17 protein-coding genes are annotated in these 19,897 nt (G+C 65.3%); 8 read left to right on the top strand and 9 right to left on the bottom strand.

The features are described from left to right. The first annotated feature begins 25 nt into the window (after nucleotides 1–25). The gene (locus tag NLR35_RS21335; RefSeq protein WP_257168496.1) at nucleotides 26–316 is read left to right on the top strand and encodes a hypothetical protein; all 291 of its coding nucleotides are present in this window, start codon (nucleotides 26–28) and stop codon (nucleotides 314–316) included. 20 nt (nucleotides 317–336) lie between these two features. Here the strand turns inward: NLR35_RS21335 and NLR35_RS21330 are convergent, their stop codons facing one another. Both NLR35_RS21330 and NLR35_RS21325 read right to left on the bottom strand, forming a co-directional pair. Beyond that, a complete protein-coding gene (locus tag NLR35_RS21330) occupies nucleotides 337–1,068 on the bottom strand; it encodes an alanyl-tRNA editing protein (protein WP_257168495.1) in 732 nt (243 codons plus the stop codon). Between the two features lie 166 nt (nucleotides 1,069–1,234). Continuing rightward, nucleotides 1,235–1,960, bottom strand: a complete 726-nt coding sequence (locus tag NLR35_RS21325) for a hypothetical protein (protein WP_257168494.1) — start codon at nucleotides 1,958–1,960, stop codon at nucleotides 1,235–1,237. A 97-nt stretch (nucleotides 1,961–2,057) separates the two neighbouring features. Here NLR35_RS21325 and NLR35_RS21320 point away from each other — a divergent pair, with 97 nt between their 5' ends. Next, nucleotides 2,058–3,566, top strand: coding sequence for an NAD(P)/FAD-dependent oxidoreductase (locus NLR35_RS21320; protein ID WP_257168675.1), 1,509 nt, complete (start codon nucleotides 2,058–2,060; stop codon nucleotides 3,564–3,566). 355 nt (nucleotides 3,567–3,921) lie between these two features. On the opposite strand, the gene NLR35_RS21315 is transcribed toward NLR35_RS21320, so the two are convergent. Further along, nucleotides 3,922–4,374 (bottom strand): MarR family winged helix-turn-helix transcriptional regulator, encoded by a 453-nt coding sequence (locus NLR35_RS21315; protein WP_257168674.1) that lies wholly within the window; start codon nucleotides 4,372–4,374, stop codon nucleotides 3,922–3,924. Between the two features lie 100 nt (nucleotides 4,375–4,474). Here NLR35_RS21315 and NLR35_RS21310 point away from each other — a divergent pair, with 100 nt between their 5' ends. The 3 genes from NLR35_RS21310 to NLR35_RS21300 all read left to right on the top strand — a co-directional run bounded on the left by NLR35_RS21310 (nucleotide 4,475) and on the right by NLR35_RS21300 (nucleotide 7,722). Then, nucleotides 4,475–6,403, top strand: coding sequence for an FAD-binding monooxygenase (locus tag NLR35_RS21310; RefSeq protein ID WP_257168493.1), 1,929 nt, complete (start codon nucleotides 4,475–4,477; stop codon nucleotides 6,401–6,403). Between the two features lie 119 nt (nucleotides 6,404–6,522). Continuing rightward, the gene (locus NLR35_RS21305; protein ID WP_172112826.1) at nucleotides 6,523–6,768 is read left to right on the top strand and encodes a PilZ domain-containing protein; all 246 of its coding nucleotides are present in this window, start codon (nucleotides 6,523–6,525) and stop codon (nucleotides 6,766–6,768) included. An 84-nt stretch (nucleotides 6,769–6,852) separates the two neighbouring features. After that, the gene (locus NLR35_RS21300; RefSeq protein ID WP_257168492.1) at nucleotides 6,853–7,722 is read left to right on the top strand and encodes a tetratricopeptide repeat protein; all 870 of its coding nucleotides are present in this window, start codon (nucleotides 6,853–6,855) and stop codon (nucleotides 7,720–7,722) included. Between the two features lie 3 nt (nucleotides 7,723–7,725). On the opposite strand, the gene NLR35_RS21295 is transcribed toward NLR35_RS21300, so the two are convergent. The 4 genes from NLR35_RS21295 to cpaB are packed head-to-tail and all read right to left on the bottom strand — an operon-like array spanning nucleotide 7,726 to nucleotide 12,054. Continuing rightward, nucleotides 7,726–8,994, bottom strand: coding sequence for an AAA family ATPase (locus tag NLR35_RS21295; protein ID WP_257168491.1), 1,269 nt, complete (start codon nucleotides 8,992–8,994; stop codon nucleotides 7,726–7,728). Next, the gene (locus NLR35_RS21290) at nucleotides 8,991–9,728 is read right to left on the bottom strand and encodes a CpaD family pilus assembly protein (RefSeq protein WP_257168490.1); all 738 of its coding nucleotides are present in this window, start codon (nucleotides 9,726–9,728) and stop codon (nucleotides 8,991–8,993) included. Before NLR35_RS21290 ends, NLR35_RS21295 begins: the two co-directional genes overlap by 4 nt. Before the next feature lie 35 nt (nucleotides 9,729–9,763). Continuing rightward, entirely contained in the window at nucleotides 9,764–11,233 is a 1,470-nt protein-coding gene (locus NLR35_RS21285) for a type II and III secretion system protein family protein (RefSeq protein ID WP_257168489.1), read from the bottom strand. A gap of 11 nt (nucleotides 11,234–11,244) precedes the next feature. Beyond that, complete coding sequence (gene cpaB, locus NLR35_RS21280) at nucleotides 11,245–12,054, bottom strand: Flp pilus assembly protein CpaB (protein WP_257168488.1); 810 nt, start codon at nucleotides 12,052–12,054, stop codon at nucleotides 11,245–11,247. A gap of 722 nt (nucleotides 12,055–12,776) precedes the next feature. Here cpaB and NLR35_RS21275 point away from each other — a divergent pair. The 3 genes from NLR35_RS21275 to NLR35_RS21265 all read left to right on the top strand — a co-directional run bounded on the left by NLR35_RS21275 (nucleotide 12,777) and on the right by NLR35_RS21265 (nucleotide 15,265). Continuing rightward, nucleotides 12,777–13,472: a PilZ domain-containing protein gene (locus NLR35_RS21275; RefSeq protein ID WP_257168487.1), complete on the top strand. Its 696-nt coding sequence runs from the start codon at nucleotides 12,777–12,779 to the stop codon at nucleotides 13,470–13,472. A gap of 469 nt (nucleotides 13,473–13,941) precedes the next feature. After that, nucleotides 13,942–14,097, top strand: a complete 156-nt coding sequence (locus NLR35_RS21270) for a hypothetical protein (protein ID WP_006608993.1) — start codon at nucleotides 13,942–13,944, stop codon at nucleotides 14,095–14,097. A gap of 238 nt (nucleotides 14,098–14,335) precedes the next feature. Then, entirely contained in the window at nucleotides 14,336–15,265 is a 930-nt protein-coding gene (locus NLR35_RS21265; RefSeq protein WP_257168486.1) for an aspartyl/asparaginyl beta-hydroxylase domain-containing protein, read from the top strand. Nucleotides 15,266–15,333: 68 nt separating this feature from the next. Here NLR35_RS21265 and NLR35_RS21260 read toward each other — a convergent pair whose 3' ends face one another. Beyond that, complete coding sequence (locus NLR35_RS21260; protein WP_257168485.1) at nucleotides 15,334–18,183, bottom strand: HWE histidine kinase domain-containing protein; 2,850 nt, start codon at nucleotides 18,181–18,183, stop codon at nucleotides 15,334–15,336. Nucleotides 18,184–19,194: 1,011 nt separating this feature from the next. After that, nucleotides 19,195–19,893, bottom strand: a complete 699-nt coding sequence (locus NLR35_RS21255) for a fumarylacetoacetate hydrolase family protein (protein ID WP_257168484.1) — start codon at nucleotides 19,891–19,893, stop codon at nucleotides 19,195–19,197. Between the last annotated feature and the right edge of the window lie 4 nt (nucleotides 19,894–19,897).

Here is a 19,897-nt window from a genome sequence, read left to right as displayed (position 1 = left end):
GGCTCGGACAATGGGTGACGAACATATGGCGCTGAAGGTCGACCGCGCCGCGCTGGCGCGCAGCTGCAAGGACAAGCTCGCCGCCGGAGCGACGACCGACGATCTCGTGCGTCATCTGCGGGACGGCGGCTGTTGGAAGATCGACAGCATCGTCGTCCTTCGTGCTGCGTTGGGCATCACCCTCCAGGAGGCGAAGGCGATCGTGCACGTCAGCCCCGTTTGGAGCGACACGAGGGAGCAGGACGAAGCGTTGCATGACGCGCTTTTCGAGGCGGCCGAGAGCGAGCTAGGGACGATCGACGATCGTCGGAAATGACGTCGCGCCGGCAGGTGTTGCTAATCGCTCCCCAATCCAATCCGAAGCCGCCGATTCTGCCGGCCCTTGTTGTCCGCCTTGAGAATACGGATGCGCCGCGCCTTTGCGGTCGAGATCAGATGCGTGCCGCCGCAGGCCTGGCGATCGAGTGCTTCGATGTCGACGATGCGGATCATGCCGTCGGACTGGCGTGGCGGGGCGACGGATTTGGCGCGGAACAGGCCGGCGGTCGCCTGGGCCGAATCGTAATCCATATCGAAGGTGCGCACTGGGCGGTCGTCGGAAATCGCGGCGTTGACGGCGTCCTCGACGGCGCGGAGCTGCTCCGGTGACACTTTCGGCAGATCGAAATCGACGCTGAATTCGTCGGTGTCGGTCATGCGCACGCCGGTCAGCAGCGCCCCGTCGAACAGCGTGTAGACCGCGCTGTTGACGAGGTGGGCGACGGTGTGCTGCTCGCACATGCGCTGACGGAAGGCGGGATCGACGTGGAGCTCGATCGTGCCGTCGGGGATGGCATCGTCGCCGAGCAGGTGCCAGAGGCCGTCAGCGGTCGGCTCGAAGCCCACGACCTCGCGAACGATGCCGTTCCAGGCGATCATGCCGCGGTCCGGCAGCTGCCCGCCGCCGCCGGGATAGAACGGCGAGCGCGCCAGCAGCACCGCGCCGGGGCGTGCGTCGAGCGCCGGGACGTCGAGTCCCAGCACATCGGGATGGTCGACGGCGAAAGGGCGGGGCAGGAAGTCGGTCATGCGACGACGGCTCGCGTGGCGTGGCCTGGAGTGAGGTCCCGGGTATTCGGAGTGGCGCGCAAGGCCCCTAATGTCGCTGCGCTCGTACGGCCTGAGAAAAGAGGATACGCAGCATTACGCCGCGACGCAAATGGCCGGTCATCGCTGTTCGGTGCCCAGCGGCGCCTCATCGGCACGCCGCCACCGTGAACCACGCCATCCGGAACGCGCCATCATGCAGGCGCAGGCACACGGTATCCCCGGGCTGGAGCCGCTCGTACAGCGCGTGCGCCACATGCGCGTCGGTGGCCATCGCAAACGGGCCCCAGGGCTCCAGCGTCACCTGATGGGTCGCAAGACGGCTGTGGCCGAGATGCTTTGAGAGCACCCGGCTGCGCAGCAGCGCCGGGGCCGAGTGGTCGAGCGCGGTGTTGAACTGGCCGAGCGTCCCGAAGGCGTAGGCGCCGACGAACAGCGACGCGAGCAGGATCCGCCAGCCGCGGCGGCGCAGCTGGGTTTCGAACCTGATGGCGACGATCAGGAACACGAGGGCGACTGCGATGGCGAAGGCCGTGAGCGGAAGCCAGCTGACGAGATTGATGTCCGACAGCGTGCGCGCGGCGAGCGTGCCGGCGGCCACGATGCAGCCGGTGCCGAGATTGGCGCCGTAGCCGGAGCCCAGCCCGATGCGGAACCGGCCGGGAAAGCGCAAGGTGAGGATCAGCGCCAGCAGCGGGATCACGGTGACGACCGCGATCAGCTGTCCGGCCGGGAAGCTCGGAAACAGCGACCAGCCTGCCAGCCCGATCGCGGCGATGGTGACGCCCAAAGCGATGCGATGCGCTTGCGCGCCGCCGCGGTCCCGGCTGCCGTCCGGGCCGGGTGGTTCATGCTGCGGGGCGGGGATGTTCATCGCGAGGTCCGTCTGAGGATGACCATCTTGGATAGAGCAGGAGAGTTGATCGACTACGAACGCGCCGCCGATTTGACAGCGGCGGTCGGGGTTGCGACTGTCCGCCACCGGCGCGGGACGCCGGACCAGGGAACGCCAGGACCGCCTCATGTCAACAGAGCATGTCGACGTGCTGATCGTCGGCGCCGGACTGTCCGGCATCGCCGCCGCCTATCATCTGCAGCACAGATGCCCGGGCAAGCGGTTCGCGATCCTGGAAGGGCGCGGCGCGATCGGCGGCACCTGGGACCTGTTCCGCTACCCCGGCATCCGCTCCGACAGCGACATGTACACGCTCGGCTATTCGTTCAAGCCGTGGACCGATCCCAAGGCGATCGCCGACGGCCCGCAGATCCTGAAATATGTCCGGGATACTGCGACCGAGAACGGCATCGACCGCCACATCCGTTTCAACCATCGCGTCGTCCGCGCCTCCTGGTCCAGCGCGGACGCTCGCTGGACGGTCGAGGCCGAGCGCAAGACGGAGCAGGGCACGGAAGCCGTGCAGATCACCTGCGGCTTCCTGTTCATGTGCTCCGGCTATTATCGCTACGAGAACGGCTACCTGCCGGACTTCAAGGGCATGGCCGATTTCAAGGGCCGCATCGTGCATCCGCAGGCCTGGCCTGATGATCTCGACTATGCCGGCAAGCGCGTGGTGGTGATCGGGTCCGGCGCCACGGCCGTGACCCTGGTGCCAGCGATGGCCAAGACCGCGGCGCATGTCACCATGCTGCAGCGATCGCCGACCTATGTGGTGTCACGCCCGGCGCAGGATGCGCTGGCCAACAAGTTGCGCCGCCATCTGCCGCCTGGTCTCGCCTATCACCTGATCCGTTGGCGCAACGTGCTGTTCGGGATGTATTTCTTCCAGCTGAGCCGGCGCAAGCCGGAGCGCGTCAAGCAGCTCATCCTCGGCGGGGTGCGCGCCGCGCTCGGCGCCGACTACGATGTCGCCACGCATTTCACGCCGCGCTACAACCCGTGGGACCAGCGGCTGTGCCTGGTGCCGGACGGCGATTTGTTCAAGACCATTCGCGAGCAGCGCGCCTCGGTGGTCACCGCCGGGATCGAGACCTTCACCGAGCGCGGCCTGCGCCTGTCCGATGGCCGCGAACTCGACGCGGACGTCGTCGTCACCGCAACCGGCTTGGTGCTGCAGGTGCTCGGCGGCATCGAGATCGTGGTCGACGGCCGCAAGGTCGATTTCGCCAAGACGCTCAACTACAAGGGCATGATGTATTCCGACGTGCCGAACATGGCGGCGACGCTCGGTTACACCAACGCGTCGTGGACGCTGAAATGCGACCTGACCTGCGAATATGTCTGCCGCCTGCTCAACTACATGGACCGTCACGGCTACCGCCAATGCGTGCCGCACAATGACGACAGCACCGTCACGCCGCTGCCGTCGCTCAGCTTCAGCTCCGGCTACGTGCAGCGCTCGATCGCGGACCTGCCGAAGCAAGGCTCAAAACGGCCGTGGCGGCTGTACCAGAACTACGCCCTGGACATCGTCTCGCTGCGGTTCGGCAAGGTCGATGATGGGGTGATGCGGTATTCGTGAGGCCGAGAATCTCGCGGCTTGCGTTGCTGCGGTGAGGATACGCCTTATGATTGGCGACGGCTGGTCAGGCGGGACGAACGTCGCCGCGGCGGTGACGGTGCACTCCCTCTCCCCGTTCTTCACGGGGAGAGGGTCGGGGTGAGGGGCCGCGGCACGGGCAGACTTAGTGAGTTGACGTGGGCCGCGCTGCTTCGGAGCAGGTGTCTGATGCTACACGCCTTGTTGGTGAGCAGAGCACGCTCGTGACGCGCACCGCCCGTGTGGCTGCCCCTCACCCCAGCCCTCTCCCCGTGAAGAACGGGGAGAGGGAGCAGAGCGGCGCTCGTGGCGAACGAACGGGACACATCTTCGGCTGTCACCGCTCAGCCGCGCCCTCGCGAAGCGGGGCGCGGCTGAGTTCATTGCCGGCGGCAATGGCCTTCTGCATCAGGCGCACCAACTCCTTCCCCTCGGCCTTGGTCAGGCCGCGCACCATCATTCGCTGCGCCGCCTCAACCGCCGGCGTGATCGCCTCCAGCGTTCGCTGCCCCTCCGCTGTGATCGAGAGCTCCCGCGCGCGCCGGTCGCGCAGGCTGGCCTGGCGCACCACCAGCCCCTTTTGCGCCAGCCGATCGATCACGCCGGTGATCGTGGTGCGGTCATAGGCGATCAGTCCGGCCAGCGTGATCTGGTCGACGGCAGGGTTGGCCGCGATCGCCGCCAGCGCGGCGTACTGGACCGGCGTCAGGTCGAAGCCGGCCGCCTCGACCTCAGCCAGGAACACCGCCACCGCGATCTGCTGAAACCGGCGCGCCAGGTGTCCCGGCATGTCCTGCATCTCGGCCACGTTCAATCTCCCTCTCTTGCTTGACAAGCATACTGATGATCAGTATACTGATCAATAACGAAGAACGAGGGAGGGTGGTCACGTGCAGTTTCATCTCAATGGCTTCCAGCCGGGCGATCCCGAGATTTTCGACGCCGCCGAGCGCGTGGCGAGCTCCGGCTCGGCCGGCCCGCTGCCGGCCGAGGTCGACGTGCTGATCGTCGGCTGCGGGCCGGCCGGACTCAACCTCGCCGCCCAGCTCTCCGCTTTTCCCGATATCAAGACATGCATCGTCGAGCAGAAGCCCGGCCGGTTGCTGCTCGGGCAGGCCGACGGCATCGCCTGCCGCACCATGGAAATGTTCAACGCCTATGGCTTCGCCGAGAAGGTGCTGAAGGAAGCCTGCTGGATCAACGAGACCACGTTCTGGAAGCCTGATGCCGCTGATGGTACTAGGATCGCGCGCAGCGGCCGCGTGCAGGACGTCGAGGACGGCCTGTCGGAGATGCCGCATGTCGTGCTCAACCAGGCCCGCGTGCACGACTTCTTTCTCGAGGTGATGCGCCGCTCGGCCGCGAAGCTCGAACCGCACTATTCGCGGCGGCTGCGCGATCTCACGATCGATCCCGCGGCGCCCGCCGGTGCGCACGGCGTGACGGTCAGCTTCGACCGGATCGATTCCGCGCATGAAGGCCAGGTCGAGACCATCAAGGCGCGCTACGTCGTCGGCTGCGACGGCGCCCGCAGCGTGGTCCGCAAGGCGATCGGCCGCGAGCTGCACGGCGATTCCGCCAACCATGCCTGGGGCGTGATGGACGTGCTCGCCGTCACCGATTTTCCTGACATCCGTTTCAAGTCGCTGATCCAGTCGTCCAAGGACGGGAGCCTCTTGGTGATCCCGCGCGAGGGCGGCTATCTCGTGCGGCTCTATGTCGAGCTCGCCAAGCTCGAGGTCGGCGAGCGCGTCGCCGGCCGCAACATCACGGTCGACGACGTGATCGCCAAGGCGCAGCGCATTCTCGCGCCGTACACGCTTCAAGTGAAGGAGGTCGCGTGGTGGTCGGTCTACGAGATCGGCCAGCGCATCACCGACAAGTTCGACGACGTGCCGGAGGCGGAGGTCGCGACAAGGCTGCCGCGCGTGTTCATCGCCGGCGATGCCTGCCACACGCACAGCCCGAAGGCGGGGCAGGGCATGAACGTGTCGATGCAGGACACCTTCAATCTCGGCTGGAAGCTCGCGGCCGTGCTGGGGCAGCGCTGTGCTCCCGAGCTGCTGCACAGCTACTCGGCCGAGCGCAAGGCGATCGCGCAGGAGCTGATCGATTTCGATCGCGAATGGTCGGGGATCCTCGCATCCGCCGCCAAGCAGGGCGGCGCCGATGCGGCCAAGACGCAGGACTATTTCGTCCGTCACGGCCGCTACACGGCGGGCACCGCGACGCATTATCGGCCCTCGGTTCTCACCGGCGACGACACGTTTCAGGCGCTCGCCACGGGCCTGGTGATCGGCAAGCGCTTGCATTCTGCGCCGGTGATCCGGCTCGGCGATGCCAAGCCGGTGCAGCTCGGCCAAATCGTTCAGGCCGACGGCCGCTTCCGCCTATTCGCCTTTGCGGGAGCTGAGGACCCGACCGCGCAGCAGTCCGCCATCCGCCGCCTGTGCCAATTCCTGAGCGAGGATGCCGCGTCTCCCGTTCGCCGCTACACGCCGGCGGGGGGCGATATCGACGCGGTGATCGATCTGCGTGCGGTGTTCCAGCAGAGCCATCGCGAGCTCGCGCTCGAGAAGATGCCCACGCTGCTGCTGCCCCGGAAGGGCCGCTACGGCCTGATCGACTATGAGAAGATGTTCTGTCCCGATCTGAAGAGCGGCCAGGACATTTTTGCGATGCGCGGCATCGATCGCGCCAGCGGCTGCCTCGTGATCATCAGGCCCGACCAGTATGTTGCTGACATCATGCCGATTGACGATGTCGGACGGCTGGCCGCGTATTTCGACGGTTTCATGCTGCCGGCCGGCGGAAGGTAAACGAAATCCAAATCGCAGCTCCGGAATCCCGGGGCAGGCGCTAGCCAGATCCCAACGTTTCCTCGCTAAAAGGAAGATCTCCGGATGGACGGATTGAGTGGGTGAGCGTCGAGATGTTGATGTTGGCGAACCGTCGCAAGAGCGAACGTCGGCTGTGCAAGAGGATCGCGAAGATCCACTATGGCAATGGCAGCCTGCCGCGGGACTGCACCGTGACGGATATCTCCGATGGCGGCGTGAAGGTCGTGGCTGAATTCGTCGAGATCCCGCCGCAGTTCACGATCGTGTTCTCGCCCGACCATCAGCGCAAGTGCCGCTTGGCCTGGCGCATCGGCTGCGAATTCGGCGCCGAATTCATCGATTGAGCCGGACGGCCGCAACAGCTTAACGGGACCTTAGGGTTAATCTGCCAGCGTGCAGATCATCCGGTCCCGAAGTAGTTCAGTTGCATGCGTACGCGGCCCTTTCGCTCCCTCCCTCTGCGCCGGCCTGTGGCGTTCGCGCTGTCGTTCGGCGTCGTCCTGCTCGGCCTCGGCGCCTGCCAGACCACCGATCTCGGCGACATCACGGGCGCCCTGGGCGGCAAATCCGAGAAGCCTGGCCCGGCTGCGACGGACCCGCGCGCTGAAGTCGATCAGCTCCGCGAACGTTTCCGCGCCACGCCGAACGATACCGACCTCGCGCTGCGCTATGGCAGCGCGCTGCGCGCCACCGGCCAGCGCTCGCAGGCGGTTGCCGTGCTCGAGCAGGCGACGATCGCCAATCCCGGCAACAAGGCGCTGCTCGCCGCCTATGGCCGCGCGCTCGCCGACAACGGCAATTTCCAGCAGGGCTTCGACGTGCTGAGCCGGGCGCATTCGCCCGAGGATCCCGATTGGCGCATCCTGTCGGCGCAGGGCGCCACGCTCGACCAGATGGGCCGCAACGAGGAGGCTCGGCAGTACTACATGACAGCGCTGAAGATCGCGCCCGACGATCCCTCGGTGCTGTCCAATCTCGGCCTGTCCTATGCGCTCTCCAATGAGCTGCCGAAGGCCGAGGAGCAGCTGCGCAAGGCCAGCGCCAATCCGGAGGCGAGCCCGCGCGTGAAGACCAATCTCGCCGTCATCGTCGGCCTGCAGGGCCGCATGAGCGAGGCGGAGACCATCGCGCGCTCCGGGCTGCCGCCCGAGCAGGCCAACGCCAATGTCGCCTATGTGAAGAAGATTCTCGTGCGGCGGCAGATGGCGCAGCGCGAGCTGTCGCCGCGCCACGACCGGCCCGTGGCGGGGCAGCCCGACAAGGCGCTGGCGAAGGCGCTGAGCCGCTCCGACGACTGAGGCTTATTTGGCGCCGAGCAGCTTGGCGATCGGCGCCAGCAGCGAGCTGCGCTGCGGCCGCGCCTCGACGCGCCCGGTCAGCCGGTTGGCGATCTCCTGAAACAGCTTGGGTGTCCGGCTCAGCGCTCCGACCTCCGCGATCATCTGGCCGTTGTTGGCGGCGGTGCCGAACAGCTTGCAGTCGAACGGGATCACCGCGACGGGCTCGGCCTCCACCGTCTTGGCGAAGCGCTTCAGGTCGATCTCCGGCCGCTTGGGCATGCCGACCTGGTTCAAACAATACAGCGGCGGCCGGTCGTTGGGGCGCGAGGCCTTGAGCACGGAGAGCAGGTTCTTGGCGTTGCGCAGGTTGGCGAGATCCGGCTCGGCGACCACCAGGATGTCGTCGGCGTTGATCAGCGCGTGCCGCGTCCAGGCCGACCATTGGTGCGGCACGTCGAGCACGATGCATTGCTGCGTCAGGCGCAGCGTATCGAAGATCGCGTCGAACGCCTCGGCGCCGAAATCATAGACGCGGTCGAGCGTCGCCGGTGCCGCAAGCAGATTGAGATGCTCGGTGCATTTGGCGAGCAGGCGGTCCATCAGCGCGGTATCCGGCCGGTCGGGCTGGAAGATCGCGTTGGCGATGCCCTGCAGGGGATCCTGGTTGTAGTCGAGCCCGGCGGTGCCGAACGCCATGTCGAGGTCGATGACCACGGAATCCAGCGTCAGGTCGCGCGCCATGCTCCAGGCGACGTTGTGCGCCACCGTCGAGGCGCCGACGCCGCCCTTGGCGCCGACCACCGCGATGATGCGGCCGGTGATGACGGCCTCGGAGGCCGAGAACAGGCTGCAGATCGAGCGGATGATGTCGATGGTCTCGACCGGCCCGACGACGTAGTCGTTGACGCCGCGCCGCACCAGCTCGCGATAGGCGACGCCGTCGCTCATGCTGCCGATCAGCACCACGCGGGTGCCGGGATCGCAGACGCTGGCGAGATCGTCGAGGCCGCCGAGAATGTCGCCGTCCGGCCTGGTCTCGATCACGATGACGTTGGGCGTCGGCTGCGAATGATAGGTCTCGATGGCGCGGGCCATGCCGCCGGCCTTGATCGTGATATGCGCCTTGCCGAGCCGGCGGTCCTGGCTCGCCGCGAGCACCGCGGACGAGGTCCGGTCGGTCTCGGTGAACGCCTGCACAGAGACGCGGGGGACCGGCGCGATGTGATCGTCGAGCGCCGGGCCGCTCGGCGCCGGCTGCTCATCCTGGCTGTGACGGGACGCTTTGATCATTTGCCTGTATCGCTGAGCTTGGCCTTGTCGGCTTCCGGATAGGTGATCGCCGTCGACTCGCCCTTGCGGTACTTCTCGAACAGAGCGGAGCGGCGCGGCGTGTAGGCGGCACTCTCGGAGCGCGGCTGCTCGAGATCGGCCGGATTGTCGATCATCGCAGCGAGGTTGCGCTGCGTGGCGCAGCCGAAGTTCTGATAGTGCTGATTGCTGCTGTAGCCGGGATTGTTGATGTTCGGCCCGAGATCGTCCGGCCACAGGCCGCACGGGCCCGCGACGGCGGCGATCTTCGGATAGGTCAGGCGGATCACGGCGAGCTGCCGCGGATCGTCCGGCGTGGTGTGACGAACGGTGATGGCGCGCGACGGCACGCCGCCTGCGGTCAGCACGGCGTGGATCTCGCGGTAGGCGTCCTCTGCGGCGCGCGCGTTCGGCGTGCCGGCCGGCACCTCGGCGACGATGGCGCCGGTGCCTTCGCGCCGCCAGGAGCGCGCGAGTCCAATGACGTCGTCGCGTTGCGGAGAGGTCAGGCCGCCGCGGCCGTTGCCGATGAAGACGACGGTCGACTGCCGGCCTTCCTCGATCGCGATCGGATGGCGCATCTTGTAGTCATCGGGGATCGTCGCGACAACCTCGCCGGTGGTGGAGTTGCAGGCGCCGAGCGTGAGCGCGAGGCCCGCGATGGCCCCGAGCCGGTGCAGCGCGCGCAAGCCGTGATGTTCCGATGATCCCGCCATGATCCGATCCCCCGTGCCCCGAAATCCCCGTCGTCTCAGTCGATGATGAAGCCGAAGCCGGCCGGCTGCCCCGTGGCGGCGTCGACCTTGGCGGCGATGCCGTACAGCCGGTTCATGCGGCCGAGCAGCGCCGACTCCGAGTCGGTCGCCGGCGCAAAGCCGTCATCCGGCCGCGACAGCTCCTTCTGCGCGACGGCGCGGACGACATAGGGCGTCACCATCACCATCAGCTCGGTCTCGTTGTTGACGTAGTCCTGGCTGCGGAACAGCTGGCCGAGCACCGGCAGCTGGTTGAGCCCGGGCAGGCCGTTGATCGCCTGCTTGGTCTGGTTCTGGATCAGGCCGGCCATCGCCATCGAGCCACCGGAGGGAATCTCCAGCGTGGTCTCGGCGCGGCGGGTGCGGATCGCAGGAATGGTGACCGACGAGGCCGAGCCCGCGCTCGTTGCGTAGGACAGCGTGATCGCGTTGTCGTTCGACAGCTCCGACACTTCGGTCATGACGCGCAGGCTGATGCGGCCCTCGCTGAGCACCACCGGCGTGAAGTTCAGCGAGATGCCGAACTTCTTGAAGGTGACCGAGGTGCTGCAGAGTCCCGTCTTCGGGTCGCAGGCGTAGCCGCCGGGGACCGGGAATTCGCCGCCGGCGATGAAGGTCGCGGACTCTCCCGAGATCGCGGTCAGGTTCGGCTCGGCCAGCGTCTTGACGACGCCTGCGGTCTCCATCGCGCGCATCGTCGCCGACACCGACGACAGATTGCCGCCGCCGATGGCCGAGAGGCCGTTCCCGGCCACCAGCGACTTGCCGTAGGCCGTGAACGGATTGGTCTGGTTGAAGTTCACGACCGCGGTGCCGTAGGTCATGCTGGCGCTAAGGTCGATGCCGAGCTGCTTGACGATCTCGCGCCGGACCTCGGAGACGTTGACCTTCAGCATCACCTGGTCGCGGCCGCGCACGGCGATCGAGTTGACGACCTTGTCGGCGCCGCCGACCAGCCGTGCCGCGATCTCGCCGGCCTGCTGCGCCTCGACCGGGCTCGACACCGAGCCGGTGAGGATCACGCCCTCGCCGACGCCGTCGATCTTGACGCCGGGAATGCTCTGGCTCAGCGCCTGGCGCACGCCGTTGAGATCGCGCTTGATCGCGATGTCATAGGCTGCGACCTGCTGGCCCTCGCCGTCGAAGAACACCACGTTGGTCTGGCCGACCGCGGCGCCGATGATGTAGGCGCGCCGCGCCGAACGGACCACTGCGTTGGCGATCTTGGGATCGGCGACCAGCACGTCCTTGACGTCCTGCGGGAAGTCCACGACCACGGACTTGCCGATGCCGAGCGACATGTAGCGAACCTTCGACGAGCCGACCGAGACGACCGGCGTGTCCAGCCGCTCATCGGCCGCCTGCACCGGCGCCAGCGCCGGATTGAGCGCGAGCGCGACGGCTGCCGAGATGGAAAGCGCGCGGATGATCCCCATCCCCATCTTTGCGCGTTGATGCCCCTTCATCTTCCCCGTCCTTACTTTGCGCCCTGCGAGGTCGAAACCCCGAAGCGAATGATCTCGATGGCGTTGCCCCGCTGCGCCATCTGCTGCTGTTGCTGCGTGTCGGACTTGCTGGTCTCGCTCGCGTTGACGTCGGCGATGCTGCGCAGCGCCAGCGCCAGCGTGCCGGCCTGGCGTGCACGGGCCAGCGTCTCGGCCTGCTCGGGCTTGAGCTCGAGCGTCACGGTCTTGCCGACCACCGTGTTCTGGCCTTCCTTCTCCTTCGGCGCCTGGTCGATCGCGAGCACGCGCACATTGGTGAGGATGGTCTCGGAGCTGACGGAGTCGGCAGCGCCGGGCTTGTCCGGATTCTTGTCGCGCTTGGAGAGGATGACGTCGACGCGGTCGTTCGGCAGGATGAAGCCGCCGGCGCCGGTCTCCGGCGAGATCTCGGTGGAGATGGCACGCATGCCGGCGGGCAGGATCGCGGCCATGAAGCCGGAGCCGTCCGACTTGACCAGCTTCTGCTCGCGGATCGGCTCGCCGACCACGAACGGCGCGCGCGCGATCGAGCCGACCAGCTGATTGGCGGCCTCGGGGCGGTCGCCGCGCCGGATGAAGATGTTGCTCGCAGCCTCAGGCCAGGTCTGCCAGACGAGATCGCCGGGCTTGATCGCCTGTCCCAGGCCGATGTCGGCCTTGGCCACCAGCACCTCGACGGTCGGCAGCTGCACGACAGGTGCTGCTGGCGCCGGCTGCTGGCCTTCGGAGTTGCTGACGAGATAGGCCGCAACGCCGCCAGCGCCGAGAGCGATGGTTAACACCACGATGCGTGCGGTCATCATGCGCGGAACTACTTTCTACTCATACACGGGGAGCAAACACGCCGATCGATCGACAGCGGTTCTCCCTGACTAACGACTAAGCGCCAATGGTATAAGCAGACTTGAACGAGGCGGGCCGCAGCACCCGCCTCAAGCAACGATTGCGTAAGTGGTGAACAGGTTGTTAGCGTGCAGATAGTGAAACGCCGCGAATGTGTTAGCACTTCGCGAGCGGCGCGCTTGCACGCATCAATCGTCGCGCGCATCGCAGAATGAGATCGTGAGTTGCAGCCGCGCCTCAGTGGCCATCTCGTTAAGCTTGATCGTTTGCTAACAACACGCGCGCAGGAACGATGACGTCATCGACGCGGTTGAGCCGTCGCACGAGACGGCGCGGATCGGCCGATTACGCCTCGCTTGTGACCCGCGCGACACGTCCGCGCTGCGCTCTCCATGGGGACGACGATGCCGATACTGCATGCCGCGCCGCACCGTAATCAGACGGGGCCGCATCTTCAGAAAGCGGAAAGGGGTTGGTCCTACGATTCCGTTGAGCGGGATTTCCGGCCTTATTTTCAGACTTTCTTAGGCTTTTGCGCGCACCGTCCGGGCATGATGGCTGGGTTTGTGCGCGGTGTATTTCGCTCGGAAATACACGCAGAGATTGTATTGACTGCGGCACGCTGCGAGCGGCGGGCGGTCGCGGGTCACGGGGATGAATGGGGATCGAGGGGAGGCGTGCGATGTCGGTTGCTCGATTCCTGAGGCAACGCGCGGTCCGGATCCAGACGGTCGGCACCTACACGCTGCCGAACTGGTATGATCCGCAGGGGCGTCTGCGCTCCTTCGCCTGCCGCACCACGCGCGTGTCGCCGTTTCGCGCGCTGCTCGACGTGCCTGTGGTCGGCAAGGTCGGCGACCGCCTGACCTCGTATTTCCGTGATTTCGGCAAGTTCGAAGGCGAGATCAGCGACACCGTGCATGGCGGCTTCCTGCTCGAGCTGGAGATGACGCGCGCCGAGCGCGCCAAGCTCGCCGAGAAGCTGGTCTGGCTGGAGAAGAAGCAGAAGGATCCGACGATCCGCGATTCCCGCCGCGAGGCCCGCTTCGTGCCGAACTCGCCGCATTCGGAGCTGACGCTCGCCGACGGCAGCTGCGTCCCCTGTTTCGTCATCGATGCGTCGATGTCGGGCGCGGCCGTCTCCGCCGCCGTCCAGCCGGAGATCGGCACCCCGCTCGCGGTCGGCAGCTGCATCGGCCGCGTGGTCCGGCATTTCCCCGACGGCTTCGCCGTCAGGTTCGTCGATACGATCCCGGCCTCATCGGAACTGGAGCGGCGCGTCATCACGCCACCGACACGGCCGACCCGCCAGAAGCTCGTCACGCAACATGGCGACGAACGAAGCGTCGAGACGCCGCAGGACTTCTTCCTGGTGTGACGGCGGCATGGGCAGGGGCGGGGCGATTGCATTGGCAAAGGCCGCCGCTGCCGGATCGGGCTCCAAACGTCCTTCGAGACGCCCGCCTTCGGGCGGGCTCCTCAGGACGAGGTCAAACTTCGCGGCGAAATCTCATCCCTCTCCATGAACACGCCTGTCGGCGTGTCATGGAGACGGTGCAGTGCCGTCCTCGGCTCTTGACCCTCATGGTGAGGAGCGTCGCCCTTGCGACGCGTCTCGAACCATGAGGCCCCAAACCGCGCACCCTAAGCGATGACCATGCCCAGCGTGGAGTGCGGCCCGCGCGCCACGCCACTGAGTCCGCCGAGCAACATCCGCGATTTCGCGTATTGGGCGAGGACCCGAATCCGGGCAAGGGGAACTGGCAGCCGTCCGCACGGTTAACGCGCTGTTAAGCGGCGCCGTGAAAGCTGGCGGTGCCGGGTGCAATCCCAGGAGGACCAGTCCCATGGAGGCCCAGAAGACCGCGGTGGACGCCGTCGTCATCTTGACCGGTTGTGACCGTGACGCCGTAGCCGCCTTCATCCGCCGGATGTATCTGGCCGGCGTGCGCGATCCGAAGCGGCTGACCTTCAAGGGGCTGCAGGAGATGGCGCGGGGCTGACATCGCGGCGGTGCGGGCCGGAGCCCGACACCCCCACCTGTTGCTGCAAGAGCACGCCGCAGAACTTTCGCGCGTGAGTTGCGGTCATATCCCGCACTGCGGGGGATGCAGCCTGCCGCACTTCCGGCTAAATTGAAGTCCTCGCGGCTGGTCTCAGGCGACCGTCTTCCGTCTCGCCCCACGGCGACACGGGTCTGCGCAACGCGCTCTGAGAGCGGCCGGATGATGGGGACCGGGCATGCTCAGACAGCTCTTCGCGCCACAACTCATCGGCCTCTACATCCTGATCGGGGCCACCCTCTACGTCCATTTCCGCGGCAAGCAGCGGCTGCGCTTCGCCCGCCAGCTCGGCGACCACTCGACCTATCTCGCCCCCTACAACGTGCTGATATATGCCGGCTCGGCCGTGCCGAACACGCCGGTGATCCCGGTCGAGCAGTTTCCCGAGCTCAAGACGCTGACCGACAATTGGCAGGAGATCCGCGAGGAGGCGGTGCGCCTGTTCGACGAGGGCTTCATCCGCGCCGCCGCCAAGAACAACGATTGGGGCTTCTATTCCTTCTTCAAGAGCGGCTGGAAGCGCTTCTATCTGAAATGGTACGACGACTTCCTGCCGTCGGCGCGCACGCTGTGCCCGAAGACGGTGGAGCTGCTGAACTCCATCCCGAACGTCCACGGCGCGATGTTCGCGATGCTGCCGCCCGGCGGCAAGCTCGGCGCCCACCGCGACCCCTTCGCCGGCTCGCTGCGCTATCACCTCGGGCTGGTGACGCCGAACTCCGACAAGTGCCGCATCCTGGTCGACGGTGTGCCCTGCGTCTGGCGCGACGGCGAGGCCTTCATGTTCGACGAGACTTTTATTCACAGCGCCGAGAACTCAACCGACGTCAACCGCATCATCCTGTTCTGCGATGTCGAGCGCCCGATGAAATACGGCGCCATGACCGCCATCAACCGCTGGGTCAGCCACCACATCGTCAAGGCCTTGGCGACGCAGAACGTCGAAGGCGAGCACGTCGGCGTGCTGAACAAGGTGTTCGGCAAGCTGTACGAGTTTCACCTGGCGACGAGGAAGGTGAAGGCGTGGAACAGGACGGTGTACTACGCGGCGAAGTACACGCTGACGGTGGCGATCGTTGGCGCGATCGTGGTGTCGGCGTTTCGGTGAGGTACGCGCGGATAGGGCGAATTTGCAGAGCATAATCCGCCCTCTGAGTGCCGCCGTGGTTACCGCGATCAGTCCTCTGTCAGGTTGACGACAGGGCATCTCATCCGCCAGATCAATCCGCCCGCCGCGAAGTCAAGGCTTACTTCGGCTCGAACGGCCATCTTTAGCATGGCTTGTAGGACCGTGCTGCCAAATCCGCGACGGGTGGGCGGCACGACTGCGGGGCCATTCCGCTCGATCCACTGCATGGTGAAATCAGCGCCCTCACTTCGCCATCCAATATCGACGCGGCCATCAGCCACAGATAGCGCTCCGTATTTGAGCGAATTGGTCGCGAGCTCATGGAGGGCCAATCCGAGCGCTTGGCTCGCATTGGCGGCAATGGGCACCTTGCCACCAGCGTACGAAATCTGAGTTCCTATGAACTCGGCGAACGGAGCGAGCTGCGTCGCGACAAGTTCGGCAATGTCGATCACCGCCCATTCATTGCGGATGAGCAGGTCTTGATTGGCGGCGAGGCTTGCGAGGCGCTCGGAGAAGCGAGAGATGAAAGCAGTCGTATCCTGAGTTCGGGCCGTCTGGCGAGCAATTGACTGAACAATGGTGAGCAGATTTTTGGATCGATGGTTGACCTCCCGCATCAGGAGCCGATTCTGTTCCTCAACCCGCTTCCGTTCGGTGATTTCGACCACCCAGACGCCGACGAGATCGACGCGCGCCATCTGGTCGCGTACCGGGAAGAAGCCGCACAGCCAGTATCGTGTGACACCCGGTCTCTGCGGCGTTTCGCCTTCAATTTCGAGGTCGCGAATGACCTCTGCTCCGGAAAATACTCTGTCCAAAATTGGACCGACCATGATCGCATTGCGCGGCAACAGCTTCTCTATTGTCTGCCCAATGTGATCTTCCAACGAAATTCCGTTGATCTCCGCCAACTCCGAGTTGACCACCACGTAGCGATGTTGCCGGTCAAAATAGGCGATGCCGATCGGGGCACTATCGAGCAGCGTCTCCAGTTGCTCCGTTTTCTTGTGCAGGGAACGCTCGTGGTCGTTTCGAGCATTAACTGCCTTGCGTAAGGATCGCCACGCGTCTCTCAATTCGGGAAGGGCCGGAGTCTGCAGTGAAGCCGAATCGGCTCCCGCGAGCAAAGCTGCCGAGTTGTCGCGGAAGGTGAGGATGGCGGCCGCAACGCGCCGACTGAGGCCGGCTGACAACACCACGGATAGCAGCAAGGAGAGAACGGTCGCGGCGAGGCCCAATTGGAACGTATTCTTGGACCCCAACTCAAACTCGCCCTTGTTGATCGCGACGCCGACAGTCCATCCCGTCTGGACCATACGATGGTTGGCGTTGATGATCGTCGCACCCTCCCGGGACATGAATTCGAAGACACCCTCCTTTCCTGCAGTGCTGCGCCACGCATCGGAAGCCAGCTCGCCGATGAGCTCTTCCGACCGAGGCGCCCTCGCAACGTAACGACCATTGTTGTCCATCACCCCCAGGAGCCAATTCGCCGGAGTATCAGCCGGGTGCAGGAGCCTGTTCAAGCTGGCCGCCGTGATGGAGATGGTGAGAATACACGCTCCCTTTCCGTCACGAAAGACCGGCACATTGATGTTGATCTGCGGCACACCTGAGGAGGCTCCGATCACGACGTCCGAGATCACTGTTGCTCGTGTAGCCAGCGCGCGTTGATGGTAGCTCAATGTCTGAGGCAAGGTTCTGGGCAATGGGGTGCCAGCTTCAACGTGCGTGTTCAGGAGCTGTTGACCGTCACCATCTGATATCACAATCCAAGCTGCGCTGGACTGAGATAGAATGCGGACAGCCTCTTGTCGGAAGTCGGAAAGATCGTCCTTCATCAGAGCAGGAGAACGGCTCAGCCCCTCGGCAAGTGACACGTGCTTACTGAGTTCGGAATCGATTCCTGCGCTGATCGATTTCGCCGCGTACAGCAGGTCGGCCTTCTGCCGCGCCTCGGCCAAGTCGGTGAGGGTGAGTAGCGCCCACATCATCGCTGCAACCAAGGGAAGAATTGCTGCAGCAACGATCAGTGCCAGCGTGGACCGTATCGAAATCTTGTCGAAGGATCGAAGGCGCGGTGGCGCAAGCGCCAAAACCGAGGAGGGCTCCGATTGTGGATCTTGCAGATCGATCTTTGTTTCAAGCTTGGATGCGAGCACACGATTTTCGGTTTCGAGCCGCTTTAGCTCGGTGATGTCGACGAACGCTCCGATACTTCCGCAGACGTTCCTGTCCTTGTCGAACACGGGGACACTATGGCCTTCGAGGAAGAGGCTGCTGCCATCCGGAAAACGAACTTCGCATTCCGAGCGCGCCACTGGTCTCCCGGTTCGGGCCGCCTTTTGCATTGGAAGTTCGTCGGGAGGTATGAGTCTCCCCGCGGCATAAACCTGGAAATTAGGCAACTCACTATGACCAGCGGTCCGAGATAAATTTTGTCCCGGAAGCGCGCGCAACAGGACGCGGGCGGCGGCGTTTCCGTCAATCGAACTGCATTCTCGATCCAGGCTGAACAGGACCGCGATCGGCAGGGTGTCGAGGAGAGCAGCAAATTGAGTCGGATCCAAAGAGAGCTTGGCCTGCAGCTCCACGACCTGCGAGAGAACGTTCGGCAGTCTATTTCGATCAAAGTTCAAGATGGTCATACCGGCCCCGCCGCGAGCAGATAACGCTGTATGGTCGCCCTGATGCAGCCGTCTACGACGGAAGCTATCGATGGCTATCACGCTGGTCCCGCTAAACGTGACATCCAGCGGACGCAACGTAGGGCGCTCCAACCGAGAGGTCAAACTCCGCCTGCTGCTTGCTGCCTGCGCCTTGGTTCGCTCCATTGGCGCCAATGGGCCTGACAACATCTGCCCGTCGGGCAAATCAGCCGTCTCGTCGGCCATTCAGTCAAGCATTCTCGATGAAAATAAATCTCTTACATGTTCTGTAAATCAGCATTACAATTCGTCCATCCCGTTGCGCGGTAGGGGACGGTTCGCGGTCGTCACGGACGTTGGCAGCGGGGAGCGGTGGACGCGGGGCGGCGGCGTGTGATGAGCACGGACGAACGCTCACCTCGCGGACGGTGAAGGCGTGTGGTTCTGACACTCCGATGCTAGTGTCAACGTCGCGACGACGCTCACGCGTCGCGCGGCGGATGGTGGCCAGAAAGCCCGGTGCACCAGGAAGAGCGCGCTATAGCCTGTTAAAACCATCGCGCGGGGAGGGCCGGGTGTGTTCGGCCAGACCTGTGGTGACTGCCGCCTGCTTTTTTTCTGCAGGCGGGCCACGGGCGCGGCCAGCGCCCGGCCTTCCCTGCGCCCTCCATTCGGAGAGGGCGGGAGTTGGAGCATCACTCGGGCGCGGGATGCGTCGCGAGAAGGTGGATGCTTGTTCCCTGAACGCGATGCTGTTTGAGATTGTGGAGATGATGATGGTGCGCGTGCGGTGTCACGCGCCGGCTGATGGCGGATGCCGTGGTGTCGCGAGATTGCCGTGCGTGATGGGCCTCATGGTTCGAGACGCGCCGCATGCGGCGCTCCTCACCATGAGGGTTTGGATCATACGCCAAGGAGGCGGTGAGCTCCCCTCCCCCTTGCGGGGAGGGGTTGGGGGTGGGGGTCTCCGGGCGATGAACTATCTTGGATGCGGGTGATGGTTCGTCGCTGGCGGCGCTGCGGACGTGCGACGGGAAGCGGCGTGGTGGTCGGCGAGAGAGTGGGGACGTCGCGCGACTTGATCTTGGCTGATCGAGGCAGCGGAAGTCGTGGACCCCCACCCCCGACCCCTCCCCGCAAGGGGGAGGGGAGTGGACTGCCGGTGGGGTGGAGTGGGGGGCTGTTCGGAGACGGCGCATGAAAAAGGCCGCGCTGGGCGCGGCCTTTTGTAGCTCGAAGCGTGGAAACGCGGGCGGCTTACTTCGCCGCCGGCCCGATGCTCACCTTCAGCGTGCCGATGCCATCCACGCCGCATTCGATCTTGTCGCCGGCGACCACGGCCGCGACGCCGGCTGGGGTGCCGGTCATGATGATGTCGCCGGCGGCGAGTTCGACCTGCTGGGAGAGCTTCCAGATGATCTCCGGCACGTTCCAGATCAGCTCGGAGAGGTCGCCGGTCTGGCGCTCGGTGCCGTTGACGGACAGCCAGATCTTGCCCTTCGACGGATGGCCGATCTTGGACGCGGGCACCACCGCCGAGCAGGGGGCGGAATGGTCGAAGGACTTTCCGACCTCCCAGGGGCGCTGCATCTTGCGCGAGGCCAGCTGCAGGTCGCGGCGGGTGAGGTCGATGCCGACGGCGTAGCCATAGACGTGGTCCAGCGCCTTGTCGGTCGGGATGTTCAGGCCGCCGCTCTTCAGCGCGACCACCAGCTCGACCTCGTGATGCATGTCCGTGGTCAGCGGCGGGTAGGGGATCACGGCGCCCTCGGGCGCCAGCATGTCGGCGTGCTTGGCGAAGAAGAACGGCGGATCGCGCTCGTCATTGCCCATCTCGCGGATGTGCTCGAGATAGTTGCGGCCGACGCACCAGATGCGGCGGACCGGGAAGACACCGGCTTCGCCTGTGACGGGAAGAGAGGGCTGCGGAAAGGCCGGGATGACGGTGGAGCTCATGAAA

The sequence above is a fragment of the Bradyrhizobium sp. SRS-191 genome, assembly GCF_024586915.1.
Lineage (GTDB): Bacteria > Pseudomonadota > Alphaproteobacteria > Rhizobiales > Xanthobacteraceae > Bradyrhizobium.
The sequence above is the reverse complement of the archived record's forward strand: the minus strand, read 5'-3'. Positions and strand labels throughout refer to the sequence as shown.